The sequence below is a fragment of the Streptomyces sp. NPDC092045 genome (assembly GCF_044756005.1).
GTDB lineage: Bacteria > Actinomycetota > Actinomycetes > Streptomycetales > Streptomycetaceae > Streptomyces.
This window is the reverse complement of the sequence record NZ_JBIVSC010000003.1, coordinates 168018-190063: the sequence shown is the minus strand read 5'-3', so window position 1 is coordinate 190063 and position 22046 is coordinate 168018. Positions and strand designations below refer to the sequence as shown.

Sequence of the window (22046 nt, the reverse complement as noted above, 5' to 3'; positions counted from 1 at the left end):
CATGAGCGCCGCACCCGGCCGCACCCCGAACCGCCGGGAGTTCGCCGACCTGGTCCGCGACGAGATCGGGATCGACGTCACCGAGGCCGAACTCGACCTCCCCCTCGACGCGCTGACCGGCTGGGACTCCGTCCACCTGCTGTCCCTGCTCGTCCTCCTGGAGAAGGAGACCGGCAGGCCGCTGTCCCTGCCGGACTTCCTCGACGCGGGCAGCCTGGCCGCCATCCACGAGGCGGTGGCCCGGTGACCGGCCGTCCCTTTCCCGGCCAGCGCCGGCACACCCTCTTCTTCCTCGACCAGATCAGGGACTTCTCCCCGGTCCACCTCGACACCGAGGTGGACGCCACCGCGATCGTCGCCTCCCGCCGCCGCGCCCGCGAGGCCGGCGCACGCCGCTCGGTCGTCGCCCACGTCGTGCACGCCGCCGCCGGAGTGCTCCGCGAGCACCCCGAGGCCAACGCCGCGATCCACGGCCGGCTCGACCCGACCGTCGCCACCTACGACACCGTCAGCGCCAAGGTCGCCCTCGACCGGCACCTCGACGGCCGCCGCGTCGTCCTCGCCACGGTCGTCCCCCGCCTGGAGGACGCCGGCCTCGACGCGATCCAGGAACACCTCGACCGCGCGCTCGCCGACGACCCCGACACCGCCGAACGGTTCGCCTCCGTACGGGCATTGAGGGCACTGCCCTGGCAGGAGGCCCTGGACCGGTTCCGGGCCGCCGCCGGACTGCTCGAACGCCGCCCCGAGCTCACCGGCACGTTCAGCGTCACCTCGCTCGGCCACCGGGCCGTCGACGGATTCCACTCCGTCGGCGGCACCACCGTCACGCTCGGCGTCGGCCGCATCGCCGACCGGCCCGTCGTCCGCGACGGAGCGGTCGTCGTCGCACCGGTCCTGCGGCTCTCCCTCACCTTCGACCACCGGGTCATCGACGGCGCCGAGGCCGCCGACGTCCTCACCGAGATCAAGGACGCGCTGGAGGCGTACCCCGCATGACCGACACACCCGGAGGGCCCGGCCGTGGCAACGACCTGGACGAACTCAAACGCTTCGTCGTCGCGCACGCCGTCTCCCAGAACCTTCCCGCCGACCACTACGCACCGCTCCTGGACCGGATCACCACCGACACCGGCGACGCCCCCGGCTCCTGGGCGTACGAATGGATCCGCGCAGGCGACGAGCTGGACGCGGTCGGGCAGACCCCGGCCGCCGGCCAGTACTACGTCCTGGGCCGCTTTCCGTTCGTGGACGGCCCCGGCCGGGCCCGCGCCCTGGCGCGCTCCGTCGACGCCTTCGACCGCTGGCGCAAGGCCGAGGACACCGGGATCGAGAGCGGGACGGCCGACGTCGACGGCGTCCCCGTCCGGATCTGGACCGCCGGCCTCGACGCCGCCCGCCCCCGCCCGCTGCTCGTCGTGACCGGCGGGATCGTCAGCACCAAGGAGCAGTGGGGGCCGCTGCTGCCGCAGCTCGCCTCCCTCGGCCTGGCCGCCGCCGTCGCCGAACTGCCCGGAGTCGGCGAGAACCCCCTGCGCTACGAGCGCGACGGCGCCCGTCTGTTCGGCGCGATCCTCGACGTCCTCGCCGACCGCGCCGACGTCTCCCGCACCTATCTGCTCGCCCTCAGCTTCAGCGGCCACCTCGCCGTCCGCGCCGCCCTGACCGACCCCCGGATCCGCGGCATCGTCGGGAACGGCACCCCCGTCCACGACTTCTTCACCGACCCGGACTGGCAGCGGACCGTCCCCCGGGTCACTCGCGACACGCTCGCCCACCTCACCGGCGTCCCCGCCGACACCGTCTACGACCACCTGCGGGACTGGGCCCTCACCGACGACGAACTCCGCTCCCTCGACATCCCGTTCGCCACCGTCTCCGCCCTCCGCGACGAGATCGTGCCGCCCTCCGACGCCGAACGGCTGCGCCGCCACGTCGCCCACCTCGACGTCCTGGAGCACGACGACGTCCACGGCGCCCCCGCCCACCTCGCCGAGACGAAGGCCTGGAGCCTGCTCGCCGTCCAGCGGATGCGGCCCGACGCCGACCCGGCGGTCACCGAACGCCTCGCCGCCGCCGTCGCCGCGGCACGCGGCGCGGGAGCCGCCCGATGAGCACGGCCGGACCCGCCACGACCACGGCCGGGACCGGTGCCGCGACCGCGGCCCGGACCGGTGCCGCCGCCGACTGGCTCCGCCAGTACGCCCCCGCCGACGCCGGAGCCCCCTGCCTGGTGCTCTTCCCGCACGCGGGCGGATCGGCCGGCTTCTTCACCCCGCTCGCCCGCGCCCTCGCCCCCGCCGTCCGGGTCCTGGCCGTCCAGTACCCCGGCCGGCTCGAACGCCGTGCCCACCCGCCCGCCGGAGACGTCCGGGAACTCGCCCGCCACGCGCTCGCGGCCGTCGCCGAGGCCGTCGCCGGGACCCCGGCGGGCGACGGGACCGCCCCGCTCGTCCTCTTCGGACACAGCATGGGCTCGCTCGTCGCCTTCGAGGCCGCCCTGCTCGCGGAACGGGGACACGGACCCGCCCCCGCCGCGCTCCTGGCGTCCGGCGGCCGGGCCCCGGACCTGACCCGGGTGGACCCGGCGATCCTGCGCAGTGACGACTCCCTCGTCGAGGAGGTCCTGCTGCTCGGCGGCACCGACCGGGCCGTCCTCGACGACCCCGACCTGCGCGAGCTGATCCTGCCCGCGCTGCGCGCCGACTACCGGGCGCTCCAGTCCTACGTCCCCGATCCCGCCGCCCGCGTGCGCTGCCCCGTCCGGGCGCTCGTCGGCGACCGCGACCCGCTGGTGCCGGTCGCCGACGCGCGGCGCTGGCGGGACCACACCACGGGAACCTTCCGGCTCCGGGTCCTCCCGGGCGACCACTTCTATCTGAATCCGCGGCTGACGGACGTGGCGGACACCGTACGCACGGTGCTCGCGGAACTGTCCTGACCGAGAGTGAGGCTGTAGTTGAGCGGCAAGGGCAACGACACGCGGGAAACCCCGAGGACCACGACCGCCACGGCCGGGCCGGTCGCCCCGATCGCGGTGATCGGCCTGGCCTGCCGGCTGCCCGGGGCCCCCGATCCCGAGGCCTTCTGGCACCTCCTGCGCGAAGGCCGCAGCGCCGTCCGGGACGTGCCCGAGGACCGCGCCGGACCGCCGTCCGGGCCGGGCTCCGTCGCCGAGCTGGCCGGCGGCCACCCCGGCGTCCGGTACGGCGGGTACCTGGAGTCCGTCGACCGGTTCGACCCCGCCTTCTTCGGCATCTCGCCGCGCGAGGCTGCCGCCGTGGACCCGCAGCAGCGCCTCGTCCTCGAACTGGCCTGGGAGGCGCTGGAACACGCCGGCGTCCTGCCCGCCGCGGTGCGCTCCACCGCCACCGGCGTCTTCGTCGGCTCGCTCGCCGACGAGTACGCCGCCCTCGCCCGCCGCACCGGGCCCGGCCGCCACACCCTGACCGGCACCACCCGGGGCATCCTCGCCAACCGCGTCTCCTACGTGCTCGGACTGCGCGGCCCCAGCATCGCCGTCGACACCGCGCAGTCCTCCTCCCTCGTCGCCGTCCACCTCGCCTGCGAGAGCCTGCGGCGCGGCGAGTCCGCGCTCGCCCTCGCCGGCGGCGTCAACCTGATCGTCGACCCCGCCTCCACCGCCGCCGTCGCCCGCTTCGGCGGACTCTCGCCGGACGGCCACTGCTACACCTTCGACCGCCGCGCCAACGGATACGTGCGGGGCGAGGGCGCCGGACTCGTCCTGCTCAAGCCGCTCGACGCCGCCCTCGCGGACGGCGACCGCGTCCACGCGGTCCTCCTCGGCAGCGCCGTCAACAACGACGGCGCGACCGACGGCCTCACCGTGCCCAGCCCCGAGGCGCAGGCCGACGTGGTCCGGCGCGCCTGCGCCGCCGCCGGAGTGGCGCCCGAGGCGCTCCAGTACGTCGAACTCCACGGCACCGGGACCCCGGTGGGCGACCCGCTGGAGGCCCGCGGACTCGGCCTCGCGCGGGACGGCGCCGGGGACCGGCCGGTCCTGGAGGTCGGCTCGGTCAAGACCAACATCGGCCACCTGGAGGGCGCGGCCGGCATCGCGGGGCTGCTCAAGACCGTCCTCGGGGTCGCGCGCCGCGAACTGCCGGCGACGCTCCACCACGCCGAGCCGCACCCCGACATCGACCTGGACGGGCTGCGCCTCGCCGTCCGCACCGAGCCCGGCGCCTGGCCGCGCGCCGGCGAACGGCTCCTCGCGGGCGTCAGCTCCTTCGGCATGGGCGGCACCAACTGCCACGTCGTGGTCGCCGAACCCCCGGCGCCGGCCGACGGGACCGCCGCGCCGACGGACGCCCCCGCGGCGGCGGGAACTCCGGCAGGGGCCGGGAGTCCGGTACGGGCCGGCGCCTCGGTACGGGTCCAGAGTCCGGTGCTCGTCGGGGCCGGGGCCTCCGCCGGTCCCGGGGCGGCCGACCCCGGGACGGTCGGCGTGGAGCCGGTCCTGCCCCTGGTGCTCAGTGCCCGCACCCCGGCCGCGCTGCGCGACCAGGCCGCCCGGATCGCCGCGCTGATCGAGCGCGAGGGCGGGCTGCCGCCCGGCCTGGCCCGCGCCCTCGCCACCACCCGCACCGCCTTCGAGCACCGCGCCGCCGTCACCGGCGACGTCCGCGCCGGACTCGCCGCCCTCGCCGCGGGCCGCGCCTCCGCGGGCGTCGTCACCGGCACGGTCGCCGCACCGGGCACGGGCGCCGCGCCCGCCGGGACGGGACCGGCCGTGCTCTTTCCCGGCCAGGGCAGCCAGCGGCTCGGCATGGGCCTGCGCGCCCACGCCGGGTCCCCGGTCTGGCGGGCCGCGTTCGACGAGGCGGCCGAGGCGCTCGCCCCGTACCTCCCGCGCCGGATCGAGGACGTGATCCGCGCCGAACCGGGCACGGAGGAGGCGGCCCTCCTGGGCCGCACCGCCTTCACCCAGCCCGCGCTGTTCGCCGTCGAGGTGGCCACCTACCGCTGGCTGGCCTCGGTGGGCCTCGAACCCGCCTTCGTCGCCGGGCACTCGATCGGCGAGGTCGCCGCCGCGCACGTCGCGGACGTCCTCGACCTCGACCGCGCCGCCGAACTCATCGCCGCACGAGGCCGGTTGATGGACGCGCTCCCCGGGGGCGGCGGCATGCTGGCGGTCGGCACCACCGAGGAGGCCGCCGCCGAACTGCTCGCGCACACCGCCGGCACCGTCGCGGTCGCCGCCGTCAACGGCCCGGCGTCGGTGGTCCTCTCGGGCGACGCCGCCGCGCTCGACGAGATCGCCGCACGCGCCGCCGAACGCGGGCTGCGGCACCGCAGGCTGGACGTCAGCCACGCCTTCCACTCGCCGCTCATGGACCCGATGCTGGACGAGTTCCGCCGCACCCTGTCCGGCATCGCCTTCCGGCCCGCCCGCATCCCCTTCGTCTCGACGGTGACCGGAGACCTCGTCACCACCACCGACGCCGACTACTGGGTGGAGCACGCGCGCCGACCGGTCCGGTTCGACGCGGCCGTCCGCCGGCTGGCGGACCTCGGCGCGACCGTCCTCCTGGAGGCCGGCCCCGGGACGACGCTCAGCGCCCTCGGCCGGGAGGTCACCGGCCGCACGGCGACGTTCGTGCCCGTCCTCGGCAAGGACGACGCGCCCGCCGCCGCCCTCGGCCGGCTCTTCACCGCCGGGGCCGACCCGGACTGGGACGCCGTGGCCCCGCCCGGCGGCCCCCGCCCGCAGCTGCCCACGTACCCCTTCCAGCGGGAGCGCCACTGGCTCGACCTCGGGCCCGGCCCCGACCCCGCCCCGGGCCGGGACGCGGACGCTTCGGGCTCCCGTGCTCCGGTCGCCCCCGCGAAGGACTCCGCGCCCGTGTCCGCCGTCGATCTCCGGCTCGAACAGCGGGTCGTCGAAGAGGTCGCCGCCGTGCTCGGCTTCGCCGACCCGGCGCGCCTCGACCGCACCGCCACCTTCAAGGACCTCGGCATCGACTCGCTCGGCCTGGTCGAACTCCGCGACCGGCTCGACACCGCCCTGGGCACGGAACTTCCGGCCGCGGCCCTCTTCGCCCACCCGACGACCGAGGCCCTGCTCGACCTGCTCCGCGCCGACACGGGCGTTCCGGCGGGAACGGGGAAGACCGGGGAGACCGCGCGGGCCGCGAAGCCCGTGGCGGTCGTCCGGGAGCGGGCCGACGACGATCCGGTGGTCGTCGTGGGCATGGGCTGCCGGTTCCCGGGGGGCGTGGCCTCGCCGGAGGACCTGTGGCGCCTGGTCTCCGACGGCGTCGACGCCATCGGCCCGTTCCCCACCGACCGGGGCTGGAACCTCGACTCCCTCTTCGCCGACGACCCCGACCGCCCCGGCACGTCCACCACCCGCCACGGCGGGTTCCTCGACACGGTCGCCGAGTTCGACGCCGAGTTCTTCGGCATCAGCCCGCGCGAGGCGCTCGCCCTCGACCCGCAGCAGCGGCTGCTGCTCCAGACCTCCTGGGAGGCCCTGGAGCGGGCCGGCATCGACCCGCACGACCTCAAGGGCTCCGACACCGGCGTCTTCGTCGGGGCGACCGCCTCCGACTACGCGCCCCGCCTCCACGAGGGCGGCGCGGGCTCCGACGGCTACCTCCTCACCGGCTCCACCATCAGCGTGGCCTCGGGGCGGATCGCGTACGTGCTGGGGTTGCGGGGTCCGGCGTTGACGGTGGACACGGCGTGCTCGTCGTCGCTGGTGGCGCTGGACCTGGCGGTCCGGTCGGTCCGGTCGGGCGAGTGCTCGACCGCGCTCGCCGGCGGTGTGGCCGTGATGGCGTCGCCCGGGATGTTCGTGGAGTTCTCGCGCCAGCGCGGCCTGTCGCAGGACGGCCGGTGCCGCGCCTTCGCGTCCGGCGCCAGTGGCACGGGTTGGGCGGAGGGCGTCGGCGTACTCGTGGTCGAACGCTTGTCGAAGGCGCGTCGTGAGGGTCATCGGGTGCTCGCGGTGGTGGCGGGTTCGGCGGTGAACCAGGACGGTGCGTCGAACGGTCTGACGGCGCCGAACGGGCGTGCGCAGGAGGAGGTGATCGGTCGGGCTCTGGCGGACGCGGGTCTGCTTCCTTCGGAGGTGGACGCGGTGGAGGCGCACGGCACGGGGACGCGGTTGGGTGATCCGATCGAGGCGCAGGCGTTGATCTCGGCTTATGGCGGGGATCGTGAAGTGCCTTTGTTCCTGGGGTCGTTGAAGTCGAACATCGGGCACGCGCAGGCCGCCGCGGGTGTGGGTGGTGTGATCAAGACGGTGATGGCGTTGCGGGAAGGGGTGTTGCCCCGGACGCTGCACGCGGAGGAGCCGTCGCCGTTCGTGGAGTGGGAGGGGTCCGGGGTCCGGCTGCTGGGGGATCAGGAGGTGTGGCCGGAGCGTGGGCGTCCGCGCCGGGCGGGCGTGTCCTCGTTCGGCATCAGCGGCACCAACAGCCACGTCATCCTCGAACAGGCCCCGGAGCACGTGGACCGGGCCGGTCACCCCGGCCACCCCGGGCCCCTCGATCCCGGACCGTCGCCCGACGAGCCGGACACCGCCCCCGACCGTCCGGCCCCGCCCGTCCTGCTCTCCGGCAACACCCCGGCCGCGTTGCGCCGCCAGGCCGCCGCGCTCGCCGACCACCTGCGCGTCCACCCCGACACCGATCCGCACGCGCTCGCCGCCGCCCTCGCCCGGCGCGCCCGCCACGCCCACGGCGCGGCGGTCCCGGCCGACGGCGGTCCCGGCCGGCTCCCCGACGCCCTGCGCGCGCTCGCCGCCGGAGAGGTCCACGACGCCCTGATCACCGGCGAACGGGCCGCCGGGCGCACCGTGTTCGTCTTCCCCGGGCAGGGCTCCCAATGGAGCGGCATGGCCCGTGAACTCCTCCGGTCCAGCCCCGTGTTCCGGGCCGGGATCGAGGCCTGCGCCGACGCGTTCGCCCCGCACACCGACTGGTCCCTGCTCGACGTGCTGCACGGCGAGCCCGATGCCCCCGGCCTCGACCGGGTCGACGTCGTCCAGCCGGTCCTCTTCGCCGTGATGGTCGCCCTCGCCGGACTGTGGCGGGCGGCCGGCGTCGTGCCCGACGCCGTCGTCGGGCACTCCCAGGGCGAGATCGCCGCCGCGCACGTCGCGGGCGCGCTCTCCCTCGCGGACGCGGCGAAGCTCGTCACCCTGCGCAGCCGCGCCCTGACCGGCATCGCCGGCGACAGCGGCATGGTCTCCGTCGCCCTCGGCGCCGACGGCCTCGCCCCCGTGCTCGCCGAGCACCCGGACGAGCTGGAGATCGCCGTCCTCAACGGGCCCCGCGCCACCGTCGTCGCGGGCGGCGACAGCGCCCTCGGCGCCCTCCTGGCCTGGTGCGAGGAGCGCGGGGTGCGCGCCCGCCGCATCCCCGTCGACTACGCCTCGCACACCCGGTACGTCGAACCGCTGCGCGACCACCTGCTGGAACTCGGGGCCGGTCTGACGCCGGACACGGCCGGGACCGCGTTCTACTCCGCGGTGACCGGCGGCCCGGTCGCCACGGACACCCTCGACGCCGGATACTGGTACCGCAACCTGCGCGAGACCGTCCGGTTCGAGACCGCCGTCGGCAGCCTGGTCGACTCCGGGCACCGGCGCTTCGTCGAGATCAGCCCCCACCCCGTCCTCACCCTCGCCGTCGAGGAGATCCTCGCCGAGCGCGGCGTCACCGCCTTCACCGGCGGCACCCTGCGCCGCGACCACGGCGGCCCGGACACGTTCCGGCGCTCCCTGGCCGCCGCGCACCTCGGCGGCGCGCCCGTCGACTGGGCCGTCCCCGCGACCGCGCCGGACCTCCCGCTGACGTACCGCTTCGCCGCCGACCGCCACTGGCTCGTCCCGTCCGGCGGCCCCGCGGCCACGGCCCTGCCCGGCCTCACCCCCGACGCCCACCCGCTGCTCGGCGCCCGCGTCGAACTCGCCGACGGGGCGGAGCTGTTCACCGGCCGGATCGACCTGCGCGCCCAGCCGTGGCTCACGGACCACAGCGTCTTCGGTACCGTCCTCGTCCCCGGCACCGCCTTCGCCGAACTGCTCCTCCACGCGGGCGCCGCCGTGGACCTGCCGACGGTGGCGGACCTGACCGTCCGCACTCCCCTCGCCCCCGACCCGGACCGCCCCACGGCGCTCCAGGTCCGCCTCGCACCCGCCGACGCCGCCGGAGCCCGCGAGGCGACCGTGCACGCGCGGCCCGACGACGCCGCCCCGTGGACCCTGCACGCCTCGGCGACCCTGCGCGCGGCCGGCCCGGCCGCGGCGCCGGCGGTCCCCGTCTCCCCGCCCGCCGACGCGGAGCCCGTCGCCCTCGACGACGTCTACACCGGCCTGTTCCGGCTCGGCTACGACTACGGCCCCGCCTTCCAGGGCCTGGCGACCGCCCGCCGCACCGCCGACGGGGTGCTGTACGCCGAGCTCGACCCCGGTCCGTCCGACGGGGACGGCACCGCGCCCCGTACGGGCTTCGCGCTCCACCCGGCGCTGCTCGACGCCGCCCTGCACCCGGTCGTCGCCGGACTCGTCGGGACGCACGGCCCGGACCCGGAGCGACCGCTGCTGCCCTTCGCGTTCGAGGGACTGCGGATCACCGACGCGGCCGCGGCCGCCGACGCCGACCGGCTGCGCGTGCGCATCGAGCCGCTCGCCGACGCCCGGTTCCGCCTCACCCTGGCCGACGCGCGCGGGAACCCGGTCGCCGAGATCGACTCGCTGGCGTTCCGGCCGGTCGGCCGCGCCGAACTCGCCGGCCGCCCGGCGGCCGGGACCACCGCCCACCACCTCGACTGGCCCGAGCTGCCCCTCGCGGGCCCGGCCACGGGCACCCCCCTCGTCCTCGCCGGACTCGGCGACACCGGCCTCGTCACCGGCGCGGAGACCGTTCCGGACACCGAGGCTCTGCTGCACCGCGCCACGCCGCCCACGGCCGTCCTCGTCCCCGTCACCACCGGCACCGACGGCTCCGGCACCGATCCGGACCCCCGTGCCGTCCCCGCCCGCGCCCACGCGCTCGCCGCCGCCGTCCTCGCCCTCCTCCGCCACTGGATCGCCACCCCCGGCCTGCGCGAGGTCCCCCTGCACGTCGTGATCAGGGCCGGGGACCTGGCCGCCGCCCCCGTACGCGGCCTCCTGCGCACCGCCGCCGCCGAACACCCCGGCCGCTTCGCGCTCGTCGAGACCGACGGGCCGGCCCCGGCCGCCCTCCTCGCCGGTGACCACGGCGAACCCGAGTCCGCGCTCCGCGACGGCCGGACCCACGTCCCCCGCCTCGCCGTCCACGACCTCGCCCCGGCCTCCCCGCCCGCCCCGGACGGGGACGGCACCGTCCTCGTCACCGGCGGTACGGGAGCGCTGGGCGCGCTCGTCGCCCGCCGGTTCGCGGCGCGGCCGAGGCCACCGCACCTGCTGCTGGTCAGCCGCACCGGACCGGACGCGCCGGGCGCGGACGACCTGGCCGCCGAACTCCGCGCGGCCGGCGCACCGACGACCGTCGCCGCCTGCGACGTGACGGACCGCGACGCCCTGGCGCGGCTGCTCGCCGCCGTACCCGCCGACCGTCCGCTGCGCGCGGTCGTCCACACGGCCGGGGTGCTCGCCGACGCCACCGTCGCCGAGCTCACCCCCGAGCGGCTGGCCGAGGTGCTGCGGCCCAAGGTCGACGCCGCCTGGCTGCTGCACGAGCTCACCGCGGAACTGCCGCTCGACGCGTTCGTCCTGTTCTCCTCGGCCGTGGCCGTCGCCGGCGTGCCCGGCCAGGCCAACTACGCCGCGGGCAACGCCTTCCTCGACGCCCTCGCCGCCCACCGCCGCGGCCTCGGCCTGCCCGCCGTCTCCCTCGCGTGGGGCCTGTGGGAGGAGACCGGGGCCATGACCGGGCACCTCGGCGCCGCCGACCGGACCCGGCTCGCCCGGTACGGCGTCGGGCCCGTCGCGACCGAAGCCGGTCTGGACGCCCTGTTCGCGGCGGAACGGGCGCACACGATCGTCTCCCCGCTCGACGAGGGCCTGCTGCGCCAGGAGGCGGTGGACGGCCGGCTCCGCCCGGTGTTCGGCGCCCTGGTGCGCGTGCCCGCGACCGCCCGGCGCACGGCCGGCCCGGGCGGCGGCGCGTGGGCCGACCGGCTCGCCGCCGTACCGGCCCACGAACGGCTACGCACGCTCACCGCGCTGCTGCGCGAACAGGCGGCGCTCGTCCTCGGGCACGACGGGACCGGGGACGTCGGAGCGGACCGGCCCTTCAAGGAGCTCGGCTTCGACTCCCTGACCGCCGTCGAACTCCGCAACCGGCTCGGCCGGCTCACCGGCCTCGCCCTGCCCGCCACCGTCGTCTTCGAGTACCCCACGATCGCCGAACTCGCCGGTCACCTGCACGCCTCGCTCACCACGGAGGCGCCGGAGAACGCCGTGGCGGTCGTCCGGGAGCGGGCCGACGACGATCCGGTGGTCGTCGTGGGCATGGGCTGCCGGTTCCCGGGGGGCGTGGCCTCGCCGGAGGACCTGTGGCGCCTGGTCTCCGACGGCGTCGACGCCACCGGGGGCTTCCCCGAGGACCGGGGCTGGGACCTGGAGAAGCTGTACGACCCCGACCCCGACCACAAGGGCACCACGTACACCCGGCGCGGCGGATTCCTCCACGACGCCGCCGAGTTCGACGCCGACTTCTTCGGCATGAGCCCGCGCGAGGCGCTCGCCACCGACCCGCAGCAGCGGCTCCTGCTCCAGATCACCTGGGAGGCCCTGGAGCGGGCCGGCATCGACCCGCACGACCTCAAGGGCTCCGACACCGGCGTCTTCGTCGGCGCCATGTACGACGACTACGCGGCACGTCTGCGCACGGCCCCCGAGGACGTCGAGGGCCTGCTCCTGGCGGGCAACCAGTCCAGCGTGGCCTCGGGGCGGATCGCGTACGTGCTGGGGTTGCGGGGTCCGGCGTTGACGGTGGACACGGCGTGCTCGTCGTCGCTGGTGGCGCTGGACCTGGCGGTCCGGTCGGTCCGGTCGGGCGAGTGCTCGACCGCGCTCGCCGGCGGTGTGGCCGTCATGTCCACCCCGGGCACCTTCGTGGAGTTCTCCCGGCAGCGCGGCCTGTCCGCCGACGGGCGCTGCCGCGCCTTCGGGGCTGGTGCCGACGGCACCGGCTGGGCCGAGGGCGCGGGCATGCTGGTCGTGGAGCGGTTGTCGAAGGCGCGTCGTGAGGGTCATCGGGTGCTCGCGGTGGTGGCGGGTTCGGCGGTGAACCAGGACGGTGCGTCGAACGGTCTGACGGCGCCGAACGGGCGTGCGCAGGAGGAGGTGATCGGTCGGGCTCTGGCGGACGCGGGTCTGCTTCCTTCGGACGTGGACGCGGTGGAGGCGCACGGCACGGGGACGCGGTTGGGTGATCCGATCGAGGCGCAGGCGTTGATCTCGGCTTACGGCGGGGATCGTGAAGTGCCTTTGTTCCTGGGGTCGTTGAAGTCGAACATCGGGCACGCGCAGGCCGCCGCGGGTGTGGGTGGTGTGATCAAGACGGTGATGGCGTTGCGGGAAGGGGTGTTGCCCCGGACGCTGCACGCGGAGGAGCCGTCGCCGTTCGTGGAGTGGGAGGGGTCCGGGGTCCGGCTGCTGGGGGATCAGGAGGTGTGGCCGGAGCGTGGGCGTCCGCGCCGGGCGGGCGTGTCCTCGTTCGGCATCAGCGGCACCAACAGCCACGTCATCCTCGAACAGGCCCCCGACGACGCGCGATCCACCGCCCCCGATTCCGGATCCGTCCCCGCCGCACCGCTCGTGCTGAGCGCGCGGACCGGGGCGGCGCTGCGCGCCCACGCCGCCGCGCTGCACGACGTCCTCGCACGGGACGCCGCCCCGCGCGCGTCCGACGTCGCCCACACGCTCGCCCGCCGCGCCCGGTTCGACCACCGGGCCGTCGTGGACGCGGACGGGGACGTCCTGGCCGCCCTCGCGGCCGTACGGGACGGCCGACGGCACCCGGGGGCGGTCACCGGCCGCGCCGAACCCGACGGCCGGCTGGCGTTCCTCTTCTCCGGACAGGGGTCCCAGCGCACCGGCATGGGCGCCGAACTGCTCGCCACGTCCCCGGTGTACGCCGCCGCGTTCGACGCCGTCGCCGCCCACCTCGACCCGCTCCTCGGGACCGCGCTGCGCGACCTGGTCACCGGGGCGAACGGGTCGGACGGGGCGCTGCGGGAGACGCGGTACGCCCAGCCCGCGCTGTTCGCCGTCGAGGTCGCGCTCTTCCGGCTCGCCGAGTCCCACGGCCTGCGACCGGACTTCGTCGTCGGGCACTCGGTCGGCGAACTCGCCGCCGCGCACGTCGCCGGGGTGCTCGACCTGCCCGGCGCCGCCGCCCTGGTCGCCGCGCGCGGCCGGCTCATGCAGTCCGCCCGGGAGGGCGGGGCCATGGGCGCCTTCGCCGCGACCGAGGAGCAGGTGGCCGGACTCGTCGCCGCGTCGGACGGCGCGGTCGGGCTGGCCGCCGTCAACGGACCGGGCTCCGTCGTCCTGTCCGGGGACGCCGACGCCGTCGACCGGCTCGTCCGGCACTGGAAGGAGACCGGACGGAAGGCCTCCCGGCTCAAGGTCGGCCACGCCTTCCACTCGGCGCACATGGACGACGTCCTCGACGAGTTCCGCGCCGTCGCCACCGGGCTCTCCTTCTCCGCCCCGAACCTCCCGGTCGTCTCCACCGTCACCGGCGAGGTCGCCGACCCGCTGGAACTGACCGCCCCCGACTACTGGGTGCGCCAGATCCGGCGCCCCGTGCGGTTCGCCGACGCCGTCCGCACGGCCACCGGGCTCGGCGTGACCCGGTTCGCCGAACTCGGCCCCGACGGCACCCTGACCGCCCTCGCCGGGGACGGCGGGGCGGACCACGTCGTGGCCGTGCCCCTCCTGCGCCCCGGCGCCCCCGAACGCGACACCGTCCGGGCCGCGCTGAGCCGCCTCCACGTCGCGGGCGTGGACGTCGACCTCGTCCCGGACCTTCCCGGCGCCCGGATCGTCGACCTGCCCTCGTACCCCTTCGAGACCCGCCGCTACTGGCTCGACGCGCCCGAGGAGAACGGCGCCGCCGACGCGTACGGCCTCGACGACGCCCGACACCCGCTCCTCGCCGGAGCGACCGAACTGCCGGACGGCAGCACGCTGTTCACCGGCTCGCTGGCGCCCCGGCGGCGACCCTGGCTGGCCGACCACCGGATCGACGGCCGGATCCTCGTCCCCGCGGCGGCCCTCGCCGAACTCGCCCTGGCGGCCGGCCGCGCCCTCGGCCGGCCCACGCTCCGCGACTTCCTCGTCCGGTCCCCGCTGGAGCTCGACCCCACCGCCGACGCGCCGTTCCAGGTCGCCGCAGACGCCGACGGAGAACTCACCGTACGGGCCAGGGCCGCCGACGGGACGTGGACCGTCCACGCCACCGCCCGGCTCACCGACGACCCCGTCCCCGCTGGACCCGCCCCGGGCGCGCCCGCCGGAGACCGGATCGACCCGGGCGCCCGCGCCGCGATCTACCGCCTGCTCGACGACGCCGGCTACGGCTACGGACCCGCCTTCCAGGGCCTGGCCGCCGCCTACCGCGACACCACCGGCGCCCTGCGGGCCGAGGCCGAACTCCCGCCCGCCCTCCACGGCACCGCCGGCTCCTTCGGGATCCACCCGGCGCTGCTCGACGCGGCCCTGCACGTCCTGCCGCTGCACGCGCCCGGCGGCCCGCGCCTCGTCCCGTACGCCCTCGACGGCGTCCGGCTGCACCAGCGCGGCGCCTCCCGGGCGACGGCCCTCCTGACCCCCGTGGGGCCGGGCGCCCACCGGCTCGACCTGACCGCCCCGGACGGCCGGCCCGTCCTCACCGTGGAACGCCTGACGCTGCGCCCGCTGCCCACCGGGTCCGACCTGTACCGGACGGCGTGGGAACCGGCCGAACCGCTGCCCGCCCCGTCCGGCACCCCCGGCGTGTTCACCGTCGACGCGGCGGTGGAAGACGGGGCGGCGGACGACCGGACGGCGGAAGACGATCCGCTCGCCGCCGCCGACGCGGCGCGGGCCGCCGTCGCCGAACGCCTCGCCTCGGACGCCGCCGACCCGCTGGTCGTCCTCACCCGGGGCCTCGCCGTCGCCGACGGCGAAACCGCCCGCGCCGGGACGGCCGCCGTATGGGGCCTCGTCCGCGCCGCCCAGGCCGAACAGCCCGGCCGGTTCGCCCTGGTCGACACCGACGGCAGCCACGACGACGCCCTGCTCGCCGCGCTCGCGGCCCGGCTGCCGCAGGCCGCCGTCCGCGACGGCGTCCCGTACGTCCCGCGACTGACGCCCGTGCCCGACACCCCGGACGCCGCGCCCGCCCCCTGGCCGCGCACCGCCGACGGCGGCACCGTCCTCGTCACCGGCGGGACCGGAGCCCTCGGCCGGGCCACCGCCCGCCACCTGGTCACCCGGTACGGGGCCCGCACCCTGCTCCTCGTCTCCCGGCGCGGCCCGGAGCACCCGGACGCGGACGCGATCGTCGCCGAACTGGCCGCGCTCGGCGCGAGGGCCGAGGTCCGGGCCTGCGACACCGCCGACCGCGACGCGCTCGCGGCCCTGCTCGCCGGACTCGACGCGCCCCTGTCCGCCGTCGTGCACACCGCCGGGATCGCCGAGGACACCGTCGCCGAACGGCTCACCCCCGACGCCCTGCGCCGCCTGTTCGCGCCGAAGGCGCTCGCCGCGCGCCACCTCGACGAACTGACCCGCGACAACGCACTCGACGCCTTCGTGCTCTTCGGCTCGGTCGCCGGAGTCCTCGGCACCGCGGGCCAGAGCGGCTACGGCGCCGCCAACGCCGCGCTCGACGCCGTCGCCCACGGACGGCGGCGCGCCGGCCGGACGGCGCTCACCGTCCACTGGGGCCTGTGGGACACCGAGGGCGGCCTCGCCGGGGACCTCGGCGAACGGGACGTCACCCGCCTGGCGCGGGCCGGGATCAGGCCCCTGCCGGCCGCCGACGCGCTCGCGCTGCTCGACCGCGCGCTGCGCGCCGACCTGCCCGTCGTGACGGCCGCCGGACTCGACGCCCGCGCGACCGCCCCGCGCCGGCTCCCCGCCGCCGGACCGCGCACGCCGGACGGCGACGCGGGCCCCCGGGCCACCGGCGGCGACGTGCCCCGGATCGTCCTCGCCGCCGTCGCCGACGTGCTCGGACACGCGCCGGACACCGTCATCGACCCCGACCGCCCCTTCACCGACCTCGGCTTCGACTCCCTCACGGCCGTCGAACTGCGCAACCGGCTCACCGCCGACCTCGGCGTCCGGCTGCCCGGAACCGTCGTCTTCGACCACCCCACACCGGCCGCCCTGACCGCCCACGCCACCGCCCTCCTGGCGGAGGCGGCGGACACCGGTCCGGAGCCCGTCCCCGCCGACACCCCCGCCGGGGCCCCCGCGCCCGCCGCCGACCCGGACGACGACGCCGTCGCGATCGTCGGCATGGCCTGCCGCTTCCCCGGCGGCGTCCGCACCCCCGACGAACTGTGGGAGCTGCTCGCCTCCGGCACGGACGCCATCACCGAGTTCCCGGACGACCGGGGCTGGGACCCGGACCTCTTCGACCCCGACCCCGACCGTCCCGGCACCTCCTCCACCCGGCACGGCGGCTTCCTGCACGACGCCGCCGAGTTCGACCCCGCGTTCTTCGGCATCAGCCACCGCGAGGCGCTGGCCGTCGACCCGCAGCAGCGCCTGCTGCTCCAGACCGCCTGGGAGGCGGCCGAGGACGCCGGCATCGACCCCGCGAGCCTGCGCGGCACCGACAGCGGCGTGTTCGTCGGCGTCATGTACGCCGACTACGGCGCCCGGGTCCACCAGCACCGGGGCGCGGCCGCCGACCTGGAGGGCTACCTCGTCAGCGGCAGCGCCGGCAGCGTCGCCTCCGGCCGCGTCTCGTACACCCTCGGCCTCCAGGGGCCCGCGGTGACGGTCGACACGGCCTGCTCCTCCTCGCTCGTCGCCGTCCACCAGGCCGCCCAGGCCCTGCGGCTCGGAGAGTGCTCGCTCGCCTTCGCCGGCGGCGCGACCGTGATGGCGAGCCCCGCCACGTTCGTCGAGTTCAGCCGGCAGCGCGGACTCGCCCCCGACGGGCGCTGCAAGCCCTTCTCCGCCGACGCCGACGGCACCGCCTGGGCCGAGGGCGCGGGCCTGCTCGTCCTGGAGCGCCTGTCGGACGCCCGTCGCGCCGGCCACCGCGTCCACGCCGTCCTGCGCGGCTCCGCCGTCAACCAGGACGGGGCCAGCAACGGGCTGACCGCCCCCAACGGCCCCGCCCAGGAGCGCGTCATCCGCACGGCCCTGGCCGCCGCCGGGCTCGGCCCCGGCGACGTCCACGTCCTGGAGGCGCACGGCACCGGCACCCGGCTCGGCGACCCCGTGGAGGCGGGCGCGGTGCTGCGCACCTACGGCCGCGAACGCGCCGGGAACGGACCGCTTTTGATGGGCTCGGTGAAGTCCAACCTCGGCCACACCCAGGCCGCGGCCGGTGTCGCCGGGATCATCAAGTCGGTCCTCGCCATGCGGCACGGCCGGGTCCCCGGCACGCTCCACCTGGAGCGCCTGAACGAACACGTCGACTGGACCGAGGGCGAGGTACGGGTCCCCACCCGCCCGACCCCGTGGCCCGGCGGCGACGGGCCGCGCCGCGCCGCCGTCTCCTCCTTCGGCATCGGCGGCACCAACGCCCACGTGATCCTGGAGCGGGCCGAGGAGCCCGCCCCCGCCCCCGCCCCGGCGCCGGTCGCGGAGCCCCCGGCGCACGACGCCGACCGGCACGACCCCGCTGCCCACGGCGGCGCCACCCCGCACCTCGTGCCCTGGGTGCTCAGCGCCCGCACCGAGGAGGCCCTGCGGGAGCAGGCCGTCCGGCTGCGCCGGCACGTCCTGGAAGGACCGGAACCGCGCCCTGCCGACGTGGCGCTCTCCCTGGCGACCACCCGGACCGCCTTCGAGCACCGGGCCGTCGTCCTCGGCCGCGACCTGCCCGAACTCCTCGCCGGACTCGACCACCTCGCGGCGGGCACGAAGCCGGAGCCCGCCGGTTTCCCCCTCGTCGTCACCGGAGCCCCGGTGCGGGGCGAGACCGCCCTGCTCTTCACCGGCCAGGGCAGTCAGCGGACCGGCATGGGCACCGCGCTCCACCGGGCGTTCCCGGCCTACGCGCGGGCCTTCGACGAGGCCGCCGAAGCGGTGCTCCGCGCGGGCGGCCCGGACGTCACCGCCGCCGTCCACGGCTCTGCCCCGGCCCCGGACGCGGACGTGGACCGGGGCCCGGTTCCGGACGCGGACCAGGGTCCGGCCCCGGCTCCGGAAACGGTCCCGGACCTGGACCGGACGGAGAACACCCAGCCCGCGCTGTTCGTGGTCGAGGTCGCCCTGTACCGGCTGCTCGCCTCCTGGGGCCTGTCCGCGCCGCTCGTCGCCGGCCACTCCGTCGGCGAGATCGCGGCGGCCCACGCGGCCGGGGCCCTGAGCCTCGACGACGCCGCCCACCTGGTCGTCCACCGGGGCCGGCTCATGGGCGAACTGCCCGGGGGCGGCCTGATGGCCGCGGTCCAGGCCGATCCCGCCACGGTCGAGGCCCTCATGGCGGAGACCGGCCTCCGGGTGGACGTCGCCGCCGTCAACGCGCCCGGCTCGGTCGTCCTCTCCGGCGACGCCGAACCCGTCGCCGAACTCGCCGAGCTGCTCGCCGGGCGCGGCCACCGCACCAAGCGGCTCACGGTCAGCCACGCCTTCCACTCCGCCCGGATGGAACCGATGCTCGACGCCCTCCGGGACCGGCTGGGCACGCTGGCCGCCGCGGAGCCGACCGCCACCGTGGTCTCCACGCTCACCGCGCGCGAGGCCGGCGCGGACGTCCTCGGGTCCCCGGCGCACTGGGCCGACCAGGTGCGCGGCACCGTCCGGTTCGCCGAGGCCCTCGACCGGCTGCGCGCCCTCGGCGCCACCCGCTTCCTGGAGCTCGGACCGGACGCCGCCCTCACCGCGATGGCCGCGCAGTCCGACCTCGGCACCGCCGTGGCCGTGCCGTCCCTGGACCGCCGGAAGGACGACCTCGCGGCGCTCTGGTCCTTCGTGGCCGCCGCCCACGTGGCCGGCGTCGCCTGGGACTGGCACGCCCTGCTCGGCCCCGGCGCCGCGACCGTCCCGCTCCCCACGTACCCGTTCGCCCGGGAACGCCTGTGGCTGCTGCCCCCGGCCGGCGGCGACGGCACCGCGACGGGCGTCGGCGCGGACGACCCCGGCCACCCGCTGCTGTCCGCCGCGATCGCCGACCCCGACGGCGGCCGGACCGCGTACACCGGCGTCCTGTCGCACCGCCGGCAGCCCTGGCTCGCCGACCACGCCCTGCACGGCTCGCCGCTGCTGCCCGCCACCGCCCTCGTCGACCTGCTGACCCGGCTGGCCCGGCGGCACGACGCGGACGGCCTCGCCGAACTCACCCTGCACGCCCCGCTCGTCGTCGGCCCCGACACCGAGACCCGGCTGCGCGTCACCGTGGCCGAGGACGCCGTACGCGTCCACGCCAGGACCGGCGAAGCGCCCTGGACCCTCCACGCGGAAGCCCTGCTCGCCACCGGGGGAACGGCCCCGGACGCCTGGACCGGCGACCGGCCGCAGCGTGCGCGGACCGTCGGACTCGGAGACGTGTACGAGGAGTTCGCCGCGCACGGATACGACTACGGGCCCGCCTTCCGAGGACTGCGCGCCCTGTGGTCCGACGGCGACACCCTCTACGCGGACGTGGACACCGGCGACCTCCTGGCCGCCGGCCTCCTCGACGCCGCCCTGCACCCGTGGCTCGCCGACGCGCTGCGCCGCGACGAGGACGGCGAGGGGACCGACGGGACCGGGGTGAACGTGCCGTACAGCTGGCACGGGATCCGCGCGTACGCCGAGCCCGCCGGGCCGCTGCGCGCCCGCGTTCGCCGCCTCGGCGCGGCGGCCTTCGCCCTGGACGTCACCGACGACCTGGGCCGGCCCGTGCTCGGCGTCGACGAGGTCCGGCTCCGCCCGGTCCCGGCGGCCGCGCTGGGCGCCGGCCGGCGGGGGAGCGGCACCCCGCTGCACGAGGTCGTCTGGCGGGAGGCCCCGCTCGAACCCGCCGGACCGGCGGGCCGCGCGGTCGCCCTCGTCCTGGGCGACCCCGCCACCGCCGGGGAGCTGCCCCTCCCGGTCGTGGCCGCGCCCGACGGGACCGAGGACACCGTCGTCGCCGTCGCCGCGCACGGCGACGCGCGCGCCAACCTGCGCGCCGTGCGCGAGCTGATCCTCGCCCTGCCCGAGCACACCCGGCTGGTCGTACTGACCCGGGACGCCGTCGCGGTCGACCCGGCCGACCCGGTCACCGGGCTCGCCGCGTCCCCGCTCTGGGGACTCGTCCGCTCGGCGCAGCACGAACACCCCGGCCGGATCGGCCTCGTCGACACCGACGGCCACCCCGACTCGACCGCCGCGCTGCCCCGCGCGATCGCCGCCGGGGCCGACCAGACGGCCCTCCGGCACGGCACCGCCCTCCGACCTCGGCTCGTCCCCGTCACCCGGTCGGCGGGCACCGCGCCCGCCTTCGGCGACGGCACGGTGCTCGTCACCGGGGCGGGCGGCGCCCTCGGCTCGGCCGTCGCCCGCCACCTCGCCGCCCGGCACGGCGTCCGCGGCCTGCTCCTGGCGAGCCGGCGCGGCGACGCCGACCCCGCCCTGCGCGCCCTCGCCGAGGAACTGCGCGCCGCCGGAGGGGAGTCCGTCGAGGTCCGCACCGAGGCGTGCGACCTCGCCGACGCGGCGGCGGTCGACCGGCTCGTCGCCGGGATCGACCCCGCCCGCCCGCTCACCGCCGTCTTCCACGCGGCCGGCACGCTCGACGACGCCGTCCTCGCCAACCTGACCGACGAACGCCTCGACCACGTCCTGCGGCCCAAGGCCGACGCGGCCGCGCACCTCCACCGCGCCACCGCCGGGCTGCCGCTCACCGCGTTCGTGCTGTTCTCCTCCGTCGCCGGCGTCCTCGGCAACGCGGGCCAGGCCGGCTACGCCGCCGCCAACACCCACCTGGACGCCCTCGCCCAGCACCGCACCGCCGCCGGACTCCCCGGCACCTCGCTGGCCTGGGGCCTCTGGGAGACCGACGACGCGGCCGGGATGGCGGGCTCGCTCGACAGCGCGGCCCGGGCCAGGATCGACCGGCTCGGCATCCGCCCCCTGTCGACCGCCGACGGACTCGCCCTGCTCGACACCGCGCTCGCCCTCGGGGAGAAGGCGCCCGCCCTCCTCGTCCCGGCGCGGTTCGACACGGCGGCCCTTGCGCGTCGGCCCGGGGGCCCGCCCCTGCTGCTCGCCGACCTCGTCCCCGCGCGGCGCGCGACGGCGGCGGACCGCGGTCCCGCGGCCGTCCCGCTCACCGAGCGGATCGCGGGCCTCGAACCGGAGGCCGCGCGCGTCCTCGTCCACGGGGTCGTCCGGGCGTGCGTCGCCGAGGTGCTCGGTCTGCCGCGGAGCGTCCACGTCCCCGACGACCGGGGCCTGTTCGACCTGGGACTCGACTCCCTGACCGCGATCGAGCTGCGCAACCGGCTCGGCGCGGAGGCCGGCGCGCGGCTCCCGGCCACCGTCCTCTTCGACCACCCCACCCTCAGGGACCTCACCGGTCACCTGCTGGAACGCGCCGCCGGGGAGCGGACGGTGTACGACGCGGACGCCCTGGGCGACTGGGTGAGCGTGGCGTCCGGCCTCGGGACCGAGGACGACCGGCGGGCCGGACTCGTACGGGCCCTCAAGACGGCCCTGGGACGCCTCACCGGCCCGGACGACACCGATCCCGCGACCGCCTTTGGAATGGATTCAGCCTCCGATGATGAGCTGTTCGGACTGCTGGACCGAGAACTGACCGACTGACCGGCCGAGCACCCGACGGGCCGGAGCCGGCACCGACCGGTCCGGCCCGGACCCCGGCCGAGCACCGACCGGGCCGGAGCGCACCGGGTGCGGACCCGTACCGGCCACCGGCCCG

At 77.3% G+C, this 22046-nt stretch carries 5 protein-coding genes; all 5 read left to right on the top strand.

Annotated elements, in window-relative coordinates; translation table 11 throughout:
* Position 1 precedes the first annotated feature (1 nt).
* The 5 genes from ACIQKA_RS11000 to ACIQKA_RS10980 are packed head-to-tail and all read left to right on the top strand — an operon-like array spanning position 2 to position 21931.
* Positions 2-247, top strand: a complete 246-nt coding sequence (locus ACIQKA_RS11000; RefSeq protein WP_383158439.1) for a phosphopantetheine-binding protein — start codon at positions 2-4, stop codon at positions 245-247.
* Positions 244-999, top strand: a complete 756-nt coding sequence (locus tag ACIQKA_RS10995; RefSeq protein WP_383158442.1) for a 2-oxo acid dehydrogenase subunit E2 — start codon at positions 244-246, stop codon at positions 997-999. Before ACIQKA_RS11000 ends, ACIQKA_RS10995 begins: the two co-directional genes overlap by 4 nt.
* Complete coding sequence (locus ACIQKA_RS10990) at positions 996-2114, top strand: alpha/beta hydrolase (RefSeq protein ID WP_383158445.1); 1119 nt, start codon at positions 996-998, stop codon at positions 2112-2114. The genes ACIQKA_RS10995 and ACIQKA_RS10990 overlap by 4 nt, the downstream gene beginning before the upstream one ends.
* Positions 2111-2941, top strand: coding sequence for a thioesterase II family protein (locus ACIQKA_RS10985; RefSeq protein WP_383435016.1), 831 nt, complete (start codon positions 2111-2113; stop codon positions 2939-2941). The genes ACIQKA_RS10990 and ACIQKA_RS10985 overlap by 4 nt, the downstream gene beginning before the upstream one ends.
* An 18-nt stretch (positions 2942-2959) precedes the next feature.
* Positions 2960-21931 (top strand): SDR family NAD(P)-dependent oxidoreductase, encoded by an 18972-nt coding sequence (locus ACIQKA_RS10980; protein ID WP_402540710.1) that lies wholly within the window; start codon positions 2960-2962, stop codon positions 21929-21931.
* Positions 21932-22046 lie beyond the last annotated feature (115 nt).

Coding starts and splice junctions, on each gene's coding strand:
- ACIQKA_RS11000 (WP_383158439.1), top strand. CDS start 2: ATGAGCGCCGCACCCGGCCGCACCCCGAACCGCCGGGAGTTCGCCGAC.
- ACIQKA_RS10990 (WP_383158445.1), top strand. CDS start 996: ATGACCGACACACCCGGAGGGCCCGGCCGTGGCAACGACCTGGACGAA.
- ACIQKA_RS10985 (WP_383435016.1), top strand. CDS start 2,111: ATGAGCACGGCCGGACCCGCCACGACCACGGCCGGGACCGGTGCCGCG.